The following is an 8,960-nucleotide window of genomic DNA, read 5'->3' on the forward strand; positions in this document are numbered from 1 at the left end:
CGTCAGCCACCGGTCGTTTCCGGATCAGCCGCGGGTGACCCGGAAGATCGCGATCTCGCCGAACAGGTTGGGCCACCAGCGCGAGGTCCAGTGCCCCTCGTGATCGCCGATGCCCACTGCCCGGTCGACGATGATCAGACCCTTGTCGCGGCAGAGTTGTTCAAAGTCGTTGAAGGTCGACAGGTGGATGTTGGGGGTGTCGTACCAGGCGTGGGGCAGCGACTTGGAGACCGGCATGTAGCCGCGGATGCCCAGGTGGACCCGATGCCGCCAGTAGGCGAAGTTGGGGAAGGTGATGATCGCCTCGCCGGCAACCCGCAGCATCTCGTCCAGGGCACGGTCGGGGCGGCGCAGGGCCTGGAGGGCCTGGGTCATCACCACCAGGTCGCAGGCGCCGTCGTCGAAGTTGGCCAGCCCGTCATCGAGGTTCTGCTCGATGACATTGACGCCCCGGGCGATGCAGGCGGTGATGCCGTCGGGGTCGATCTCCAGGCCGTAGCCGGTGACCCCCTTGTCGCGGGCCAGGGCATCGAGCAGGGTGCCGTCGCCGCAGGCCAGGTCGAGGATATGGGCGCCGGCCGGCACCCACTCGTGGATCCGCTTGAAGTCCGGGCGGTTCATGGGCGTTCCTCCAGGCCCAGGTCCCGAGCCACCCGCGACATGAAGGCGGCAAACACCGCCTGGTAGCGCGGCTCGGGCATCAGGAAAGCGTCGTGGCCGTGGCTCGAGTCGATGTTGGCATAGCTGACCGGCTTGCCGGCGCGGATCAGGGCGTCGACCAGCTCCCGGGAGCGCGAGGGCGGGAAGCGCCAGTCGGTGGTGAAGCTGACCACCAGGAAGGGACACTGCGCCGGGGCCAGGGCGCGGGCCAGGTCGCCGCCATGAATCGAGGCCGGGTCGAAGTAGTCCAGCGCCTTGGTCATCAGCAGGTAGGTGTTGGCGTCGAAGGAGGTCGAGAAGGTGTCGCCCTGGTAGCGCAGGTAGGACTCCACCTGGAACTCCACGTCGAAGCCGAAGTTGAGGTCGTCGCTGCGCAGGTCGCGGCCGAACTTGTGGCCCATGGCGTCTTCGGAGAGGTAGGTGATATGCCCCACCATGCGTGCCAGCTTGAGCCCGCGCCGGGGGATGGCGTCGTGCTCGGCGTACCAGCCGTCATGGAACTCGGAGTCGGAGCGGATCGCCTGGCGCGCCACCTCGTTGAAGGCGATGTTCTGGGCCGAGAGCTTGGGGGTGGCGGCGATCACCGCGGCGCTGGCGACCCGCTCCGGGTAGCTCAGGGTCCACTGCAGGGCCTGCATGCCACCGAGGCTGCCGCCGATCACCGCGGCGAAACGCTCTATCCCCAGGCGGTCGGCCAGGCGGGCCTGGCTGTGCACCCAGTCGCCCACGGTCATCATCGGGAACTCGGGGCCCCACAGACGCCCGGTCTCCGGGTTGGTGCTGGCCGGGCCGGTGCTGCCATGGCAGCCGCCCAGGTTGTTGAGCGAGACCACGAAGAAGCGCTCGGTGTCGATGGACTTGCCCGGCCCGATATGGGCGTCCCACCAGCCCGGCTTGCGCTCCTCGGCGGTGTGGTAGCCGGCCGCGTGGTGGTGGCCCGAGAGGGCATGGCAGATCAGCACGGCGTTGGAGCGCTCGGCGTTGAGGGTGCCGTAGGTCTCGTAGACGAGGTCGTAGGCCGGCAGCGTCATGCCGCAGGCCAGGTCCAGGGGGTCGTCGAAGTGCGCCGTCTGGGGCGTCACCAGTCCGACCGAGTCGCGTGCGATCTCGGGCATCAGTCCTTCCGTGTCCAGTCGTTGCGGAGGTGGTTCGCTGCGGTCCTCAGAGCCCCACCAGGGCCCCGGCCACCCCGGCGGCACGGGTCAGCGAGGTCACCACGATACCATCGATCAGGCTGATGGCGATGAAGACGAAGATCGGTGACAGGTCGATCATGCCCAGGGGCGGGATCACCTTGCGTACCGGTGCCATGATCGGTTCCAGCAGCTGCATGACCAGCAGCGCCCCGGGATGGCTGGCGTTGGGCGCCACCCAGCTGAGGATGATCATCACGATCAGGGCGAAGAAGTAGATCTTGAGGATGGCGTTGGCCAGCGCCGCCACGGCAGCGATGGCGACTCCCGCGATGGAGGGGATGCCGAAGCCGGCGATCTGCAGGATGATCACGATGCTGACCGCCTTGATCACCAGGCCGGTGGCCAGGGTGGCCAGGTCGAAGCGCCCCATCACCGGCCCCAGGAAGCTCTGGAAGGGGCGCACCGCCGGCTGGGTGACCTTGACCACCGATTGGCTGATGGGGTTGAAGTAGTCGGCCCGGGATGCCTGCAGCAGGAAACGCAGCATCAGCAGGAAGATATAGATATTGATCAGGGTGTTGACCAGCATCAGGCCGGCGCTGCCCAGTTGGCTGCCCATAAGGGCCCTCCTCAGGATTTGCTTGAAGTTGCGCAGCGCATGGCTGCACCTTTGCTCAGTTCTTGCCGAGTTCGTCGGCCATCTCGCGGGCACGCGCCGCACAGGCGTCCATGGCCTCGGCCAGGGTGGTGCGCAGTCCGGCCTGCTCGAGGTGCTCGATGGCGCGCTCGGTGGTGCCGCCGGGCGACATCACGTTGCGCTTGAGTTCGGCCGGCGACTTGTCGCTGGCCATGGCCATCTTCGCCGCGCCGAGGGCGGTCTGCATGGCCAGGCGGCGCGCGGTGTCGGCGGGCAGGCCGAGCCTGGCACCGGCCTCCTCCATGGCCTCGAACATCAGGAAGAAGTAGGCGGGCGCACTGCCGGAGACGGCGGTGACGGCCTCCAGCAGGCCCTCGTCGTCGACCCACTCCACCAGCCCCACGGCCTCCATCAGCTCGGTGGCCAGGTGTCGCTGTGCCTCGCTGACCTTGGCATTGGCGTAGAGCCCGGCGGCGCCGGCGCCGACCAGCGAGGGAGTGTTGGGCATGCAGCGCACCAGCGGCAGGTCGCCCCCCAGCCAGCGCACCAGGGTCTCGGCGGGCAGGCCGGCGGCCACCGAGACGACCAGCGGGCGGCGTGCCTGGACGGCGTCGCGCATGCCCTCGCACACCTGGCGCATGATCTGCGGCTTGACCGCCAGCACGACCACATCGGCCTCGGCCACTGCCGCGGCGTTGTCGGTGCTGGTTTGGATGCCGAGGCGCTCGCGCAGCGGGGCCAGCATGCTGTCATCGGGGGAGGTGGCGGTGATGGCGTCGGCGCTGAAGCCGCTGTCGATCATGCCGCCGATGATGGCGCCGGCCATGTTGCCGGCGCCGATGAAGGTGACTCGGTTTGCCATGGGAATGTCCTGTGTCACTCGCTTGAGGGGGCCGCCGCTGGCGGCCGCGGCGTTGGGTCACTCGTGTCGCTGTCTGGCTCCGAAGATGGCGGTACCCAGGCGTACCAGGGTGGCACCCTCCAGCACGGCGGCCTCCAGATCGTCGCTCATGCCCATGGAGAGGGTATCCAGCGGCGCCTCGGGGAAGCGCTCGCGGAGCCCCTCGAGGGCCTGGCGCAGCCGAGCAAGGGGGGCGCGCTGGGCATCCAGCCCCTCGGCCGGGGCGGGTATCGCCATCAATCCGCGCAGCCGCAGCCGCGGCATGGCCAGCACCGCCTCGGCCAGAGCCGGAAGCTCGTCGAGGCTCACCCCGGACTTCGAGGCCTCGGCGCTGATATTGACCTGCAGGCAGACCTGAAGGGGCGGCAGCGCCTCGGGGCGTTGATCGTTGAGGCGTCGGGCGATCTTCACGCGGTCTACGCTATGTACCCAGGCGAAGCGCTCGGCCACCTCGCGGGTCTTGTTGGATTGCAGCGGGCCGATGAAATGCCACACGATGCCCGCGAGGTCGGCCAACTCGTCCTGCTTGTCCAGCGCTTCCTGGACATAGTTCTCGCCGAAGTCGCGCTGGCCGAGGTGCCAGGCCTCACGGATCATGGCGGCGGGCTTGGTCTTGCTTACTGCCAGCAGGCGCGCATCGGCCAGCGGGCGGCCAGCCTGCTGCAGGGCATCGGCCAGGCGCTGCCGGGCGGCGGCAAGGGATTCGGAGATCACCGGCTCCGTCATGTCTCAAGCTCTGTCATACTGGACCTCACAAGACGCACCACATCGGGAGCAGGGAAAACGCATGGATATTACCGAACTGCTGGCGTTCTCGGCAAAGCAGAACGCCTCCGACCTCCATCTATCGGCTGGCCTGCCGCCGATGATTCGCGTGGATGGCGATATCCGCCGGCTCAACGTGCCGGCCATGGAGGATCGCGAGGTCCGCAAGCTGATCTACGACATCATGGCGGATCGGCAGCGCCGCGACTACGAGGAGTTCTTCGAGACCGACTTCTCCTTCGAGGTGCCGGGCATCTCGCGCTTTCGTGTCAACGTCTTCAACCAGGCCCGCGGTGCGGGAGCGGTTTTCCGTACCATCCCCACCGAGGTGTTGACCCTCGAGGACCTGGGGATGGGGCAGACCTTCCGCCAGCTCTCCATGCTGCCGCGTGGCCTGGTCCTGGTCACGGGCCCCACCGGCTCGGGCAAGAGCACCACCCTGGCGGCGATGATCGATTACATCAACGACAACCGCTACGAGCATATCCTGACCATCGAGGACCCGGTGGAGTTCGTCCACCGCAGCAAGCGCTGCCTGGTCAACCAGCGCGAGGTGCACCGCGACACCCATGGCTTCGCCCCGGCGCTGCGCAGTGCCCTGCGTGAGGACCCGGACATCATCCTGGTCGGTGAGCTGCGTGACCTGGAAACCATCCGCCTGGCGCTCACCGCGGCCGAGACCGGCCACCTGGTGTTCGGCACCCTGCATACCACCTCCGCCGCCAAGACCATCGACCGGATCATCGACGTCTTTCCCGGCGACGAGAAGTCCATGGTGCGCTCGATGCTCTCGGAGTCGCTGCAGGCGGTGATCTCCCAGACGCTGCTCAAGCGCATGGGTGGGGGGCGGGTGGCGGCCCACGAGATCCTGGTTGCCACCGCGGCGGTGCGTAACCTGATTCGCGAGGACAAGGTGGCGCAGATCTACTCGGCCATCCAGACCGGCGGCAATCTGGGCATGCAGACCCTCGATGCCGCCCTGGCCAAGCTGGTGACGGACAATGTGGTGGCCCGTGACGAGGCCCAGGCCAAGGCCAAGGGCATGCTCTGAGCGAGGCGGGGACAGCACATAACGACACTACAGGCAGAGGGAGCAGGGACATGACGGCTCAAGAGTGGCTCAACCAGTTGCTGGACATCATGGTGCAGAAGGACGCCTCGGATCTGTTGATCTCGGTGGGGGCGCCACCGACCATCAAGATGGCCGGCAAGCTCACCCCCATGGGCGAGCAGGGGCTCAGCGTTCAGCAGGTCAACGAGCTGGTGGCTGCGTCGATCCCGGAGATGCTCCGCGAGCGCTTTGCGGTGGAGCACGAGGCCAACTTCGCCCTCAGTTTGTCGGGCAAGGGGCGCTTCCGCGTCAGCGCCTTTCAGCAGCGCAACCAGAAGGCCATGGTGATCCGGCGCATCGGCTTCGAGATTCCCCATCTGGAGGAGCTGTCGCTGCCCTCCACGCTCGGTGACCTGGCCAACAACAAGCGCGGTCTGGTGTTCGTGGTGGGCGGCACCGGCACCGGCAAGTCGACCACCCTGGCGTCGATGATCCAGCAGCGCAACGAGACCCTGGGCGGGCATATCATCAGCGTCGAGGATCCCATCGAATATGTGCATCCGCACAAGAAGGCGATCATCAACCAGCGCGAGGTGGGCATCGATACCGAATCCTTCGAGGTGGCGCTCAAGAACACCCTGCGCCAGGCGCCGGACGTGATCCTGATCGGTGAGGTGCGGACTCGCGAGACCATGGAGCACGCCCTGACCTTCGCCGAGACCGGCCACCTCTGCCTGGCCACGCTGCACGCCAACAACGCCAACCAGGCGCTGGATCGCATCATCAACTTCTTCCCCATCGAACGGCACGCCCAGGTGTGGCTCGACCTGTCTCTCAACCTGCGTGCCATCGTCGCCCAGCAGCTGCTGCCCACCTTGGATGGCGGGCGCTGTCCGGCTATCGAGATCATGCTCAAGTCGCCGCTGATCGGTGACCTGGTGCGCAAGGGGGAGGTCTCCGAGATCAAGAACGTCATGTCGCGCTCTCGGGATCTCGGCATGCAGACCTTCGACCAGGCCCTCTATGACCTGTTCAAGGCGGGCAAGATCTCCGAGGAGGTGGCGCTGGTGCACGCCGACTCGGCCAACGACCTGCGCATGATGATCAAGTATGGCGGTGGGGAAGGTAGCGAGGGGATCGGTCAGGCCAAGGAGGCCGCCAGTCAGCTTTCACTGAAGCGTGACGACGACTTCTGAACCGCTGCCGAAGGGCGGCGATCAGGCGGCGTAGACCCCTCCCAGTACCCGGGGGCCGGCGGCACCGGTTACGCTGGGCAGGTTGCCCGGGAGTCCGGCCAGTCGTCGCCAGGCCAGCCAGGCGAAGGCGCCGGCCTCCAGCCAGTCGGCCGGCCAGCCCCACTCGGCGCTGTCGCCGAGGGTCGCCTCGGGCAGGCGGCGGGCCAGCCGCCCCAGCAGGTCGCGATTGTGGGCGCCGCCGCCACAGGGGATCAGCCGGGCCGCGGGCGGGGCATCGAACCGCTCCCGGGCCATCTCCACGGCCAGCGCGACGCTCGCCGCAGTCAGCTCGGCGAGGGTTGCCTGCACATCTTCGGGGCGCTCCTCTCCGCCCAGCCGCTTCTCCAGCCAGTCGAGATGGAAGAGCTCGCGACCGGTGCTGCGCGGTGGTGGCAGATGGAAGAAGGGCTCCTCCAGCAGGCGTGCCAGCAACGTCTCGTCGACCCGTCCCGAGGCGGCCCAGGCGCCGTCCGCGTCGAAGGCGCCGCCGCGGTGGCGGGCGTGCCAGGCGTCCAGCAGGGCGTTGGCCGGCCCCGAGTCGAATCCCAGGGGGGCGCGTTCGTCTTCACCGGGGGGCAGCAGCGTCAGGTTGGCGAAGCCACCCAGATTGAGCACCAGCCGCCACTCGTGGCGATCGCGGAACAGCGCCTCATGGAAGGCCGGTGCCAATGGAGCCGCCTGGCCACCCGCCGCCAGGTCGCGACGCCGGAAGTCGGCCACCACGGCGATCCCGGTGAGTTCGGCCAGCCGGCTGGGGTTGTCGAGCTGCAGGGTGTAGGCGGGGCCATTGGCATGGCTCCCATCGGGATGTCCATAAGGGGCGTGCTCGATGGTCTGGCCATGGCTACCGATGGCCACTACCGCCTCACGCGCTGTTCCGCTGGTGGCCAACAGGGCGGTCACGGCCTCTGCCTGGAGCCGACAGAAGGCTTCCTCTGCCGCCGCCAGTTCGGCGAATCCGACGCGCTCGGCGTGGCAGAGCTCCCAGAGCCGCGACCGCAGCGCTGCCGGCATCGGCTCGGCATGGCTGGCGAGCAGGCGGGGGTGGCCCCCGGCTGGCCTGTCATCGATCTCCACCAGGGCGGCATCGATGCCGTCCAGGCTGGTGCCGGACATCAGGCCGATATATAGGGGCATGGCGGTCTCCCGGGGCAGTGTGGCGTCAGCGCAGAGCGTCGACTCATGCTACCATCCTGCCCCATTCGATGGCCTCACCGGGCCGGGCAACCTGATACGTGGAGTAGGAGACGATGAGCGATGTGGCGAGCGCGCTGGCGCTGCTGAAGCGGGGAACCCAGGAGATCCTGCTGGAGGAGGAGCTGGTCAAGAAGCTGGAGTCCGGGCGCAAGCTGCGCATCAAGGCGGGCTTCGATCCGACCGCCCCGGACCTGCACCTGGGACACAGCGTGCTGCTGACCAAGATGCGCCAGTTCCAGGACCTGGGGCACGAGATCATCTTCCTGATCGGCGACTTCACCGGTCGCATCGGCGACCCCACCGGCAAGAACGTCACCCGCAAGCCCCTTACCGAGGAGGAGGTCAAGGCCAACGCCCAGACCTACAAGGAGCAGGTGTTCAAGATCCTCGACGCCGACAAGACCGAGGTGCGCTTCAACTCCGAGTGGTTCACCGCCATGAGTGCCGCCGACATGATCGAGCTGGCCGGGCAGAGCACGGTGGCTCGCATGCTCGAGCGGGACGACTTCGAGAAGCGCTACAAGGGGGGGCAGTCGATCTCCATCCACGAGTTCCTCTATCCGCTGGTCCAGGGCTACGACTCGGTGGCCCTGAAGGCGGATATCGAGCTGGGCGGCACCGACCAGAAGTTCAACCTGCTGATGGGGCGCGAGATCCAGAAGCACTTCGGCATGGAGCCCCAGGTGGTGATCACCATGCCGCTGCTGGAAGGGCTCGACGGCGTGCAGAAGATGTCCAAGTCGCTGGGCAACTACGTGGGTGTCGACGAGGCGCCGGGGGCGATGTTCAACAAGCTGGTGTCGATGCCCGACAGCCTGATGTGGCGCTACTTCGAGCTGCTCTCCCTCAAGCCCAACGAGGAGATCGAGGCGCTCAAGCGCGACGTGGAGGCGGGCGCCAACCCACGCGACATCAAGATGGTCCTGGCGCGTGAGCTGATCGCTCGCTACCACGGTGAGGAAGCCGCGGCCAACGCCCACCGCTCCGCCGGCAACCAGCTGGCCGAGGGCGAGCTTCCCGAGGACCTCCCCGAGATCGAGGTGGACTTCGAGGGCGGTGCCCAGGCCCCGATCGCTGCCGTGCTCAACCGCTCCGGGCTGACAAGGAACAGTGCCCAAGCCAAGGACATGCTCGGCAATGGCCGGGTCAAGGTCGATGGCGAGGCGGTGGCGCGTGATCACATGCTGGAGACCGGCCGCAGCTATGTGATCCAGGCGGGCAAGAAGCGGTATGCCCGGGTCGTGCTCAAGTAGGGAGTGTCATGCTCCCGAAACTTTTTATCCGAAGGTCTTGCACGGCGTCGGGGAAAGCCGTAAAGTACGCATCCGCTGCCGGCGACGGGCACACGTTGCAGGCGGTGGAGGTGGCAGAAGTGATT

9 protein-coding genes are annotated in these 8,960 nt (G+C 67.3%); 3 read left to right on the top strand and 6 right to left on the bottom strand.

Annotation, left to right across the window (positions count from 1 at the left end; all coding sequences use genetic code 11):
• Window positions 1-24: 24 nt before the first annotated feature.
• Genes metW through GRB96_RS01665 form a run of 5 tightly spaced genes read right to left on the bottom strand, consistent with a single transcriptional unit; the run spans window position 25 to window position 4,060 of the window.
• Window positions 25-621, bottom strand: coding sequence for a methionine biosynthesis protein MetW (gene metW, locus GRB96_RS01645; protein WP_161430153.1), 597 nt, complete (start codon window positions 619-621; stop codon window positions 25-27).
• Complete coding sequence (gene metX, locus GRB96_RS01650; protein WP_161430154.1) at window positions 618-1,775, bottom strand: homoserine O-succinyltransferase MetX; 1,158 nt, start codon at window positions 1,773-1,775, stop codon at window positions 618-620. The genes metW and metX overlap by 4 nt, the downstream gene beginning before the upstream one ends.
• A 46-nt stretch (window positions 1,776-1,821) precedes the next feature.
• On the bottom strand, window positions 1,822-2,415 hold the full coding sequence (locus GRB96_RS01655; RefSeq protein ID WP_161430155.1) for a YggT family protein: 594 nt from the start codon (window positions 2,413-2,415) through the stop codon (window positions 1,822-1,824).
• Window positions 2,416-2,470: 55 nt separating this feature from the next.
• Complete coding sequence (gene proC / locus GRB96_RS01660) at window positions 2,471-3,295, bottom strand: pyrroline-5-carboxylate reductase (protein WP_161430156.1); 825 nt, start codon at window positions 3,293-3,295, stop codon at window positions 2,471-2,473.
• A 57-nt stretch (window positions 3,296-3,352) separates the two neighbouring features.
• A complete protein-coding gene (locus tag GRB96_RS01665) occupies window positions 3,353-4,060 on the bottom strand; it encodes a YggS family pyridoxal phosphate-dependent enzyme (RefSeq protein WP_161430157.1) in 708 nt (235 codons plus the stop codon).
• Window positions 4,061-4,121: 61 nt separating this feature from the next.
• Here GRB96_RS01665 and GRB96_RS01670 point away from each other — a divergent pair, with 61 nt between their 5' ends.
• Window positions 4,122-5,150: a type IV pilus twitching motility protein PilT gene (locus tag GRB96_RS01670; protein WP_161430158.1), complete on the top strand. Its 1,029-nt coding sequence runs from the start codon at window positions 4,122-4,124 to the stop codon at window positions 5,148-5,150.
• 50 nt (window positions 5,151-5,200) lie between these two features.
• Complete coding sequence (locus tag GRB96_RS01675) at window positions 5,201-6,346, top strand: PilT/PilU family type 4a pilus ATPase (protein WP_161430159.1); 1,146 nt, start codon at window positions 5,201-5,203, stop codon at window positions 6,344-6,346.
• A gap of 21 nt (window positions 6,347-6,367) precedes the next feature.
• Here the strand turns inward: GRB96_RS01675 and GRB96_RS01680 are convergent, their stop codons facing one another.
• A complete protein-coding gene (locus GRB96_RS01680) occupies window positions 6,368-7,522 on the bottom strand; it encodes an anhydro-N-acetylmuramic acid kinase (RefSeq protein ID WP_161430160.1) in 1,155 nt (384 codons plus the stop codon).
• A 113-nt stretch (window positions 7,523-7,635) separates the two neighbouring features.
• Here GRB96_RS01680 and tyrS point away from each other — a divergent pair, with 113 nt between their 5' ends.
• Window positions 7,636-8,835, top strand: coding sequence for a tyrosine--tRNA ligase (gene tyrS, locus GRB96_RS01685; RefSeq protein WP_161430161.1), 1,200 nt, complete (start codon window positions 7,636-7,638; stop codon window positions 8,833-8,835).
• Window positions 8,836-8,960 lie beyond the last annotated feature (125 nt).

The organism is Halomonas alimentaria (genome assembly GCF_009902005.1).
In the GTDB taxonomy this organism is placed as follows: domain Bacteria; phylum Pseudomonadota; class Gammaproteobacteria; order Pseudomonadales; family Halomonadaceae; genus Halomonas; species Halomonas alimentaria.

What these genes read in the sequence shown, in the direction of transcription:
- GRB96_RS01675 (WP_161430159.1), top strand. Translation starts at nt 5,201, where the DNA reads ATGACGGCTCAAGAGTGGCTCAACCAGTTGCTGGACATCATGGTGCAG.
- metX (WP_161430154.1), bottom strand. Translation starts at nt 1,775, where the DNA reads ATGCCCGAGATCGCACGCGACTCGGTCGGACTGGTGACGCCCCAGACG.
- GRB96_RS01655 (WP_161430155.1), bottom strand. Translation starts at nt 2,415, where the DNA reads ATGGGCAGCCAACTGGGCAGCGCCGGCCTGATGCTGGTCAACACCCTG.
- GRB96_RS01670 (WP_161430158.1), top strand. Translation starts at nt 4,122, where the DNA reads ATGGATATTACCGAACTGCTGGCGTTCTCGGCAAAGCAGAACGCCTCC.
- proC (WP_161430156.1), bottom strand. Translation starts at nt 3,295, where the DNA reads ATGGCAAACCGAGTCACCTTCATCGGCGCCGGCAACATGGCCGGCGCC.
- GRB96_RS01665 (WP_161430157.1), bottom strand. Translation starts at nt 4,060, where the DNA reads ATGACGGAGCCGGTGATCTCCGAATCCCTTGCCGCCGCCCGGCAGCGC.
- GRB96_RS01680 (WP_161430160.1), bottom strand. Translation starts at nt 7,522, where the DNA reads ATGCCCCTATATATCGGCCTGATGTCCGGCACCAGCCTGGACGGCATC.
- tyrS (WP_161430161.1), top strand. Translation starts at nt 7,636, where the DNA reads ATGAGCGATGTGGCGAGCGCGCTGGCGCTGCTGAAGCGGGGAACCCAG.
- metW (WP_161430153.1), bottom strand. Translation starts at nt 621, where the DNA reads ATGAACCGCCCGGACTTCAAGCGGATCCACGAGTGGGTGCCGGCCGGC.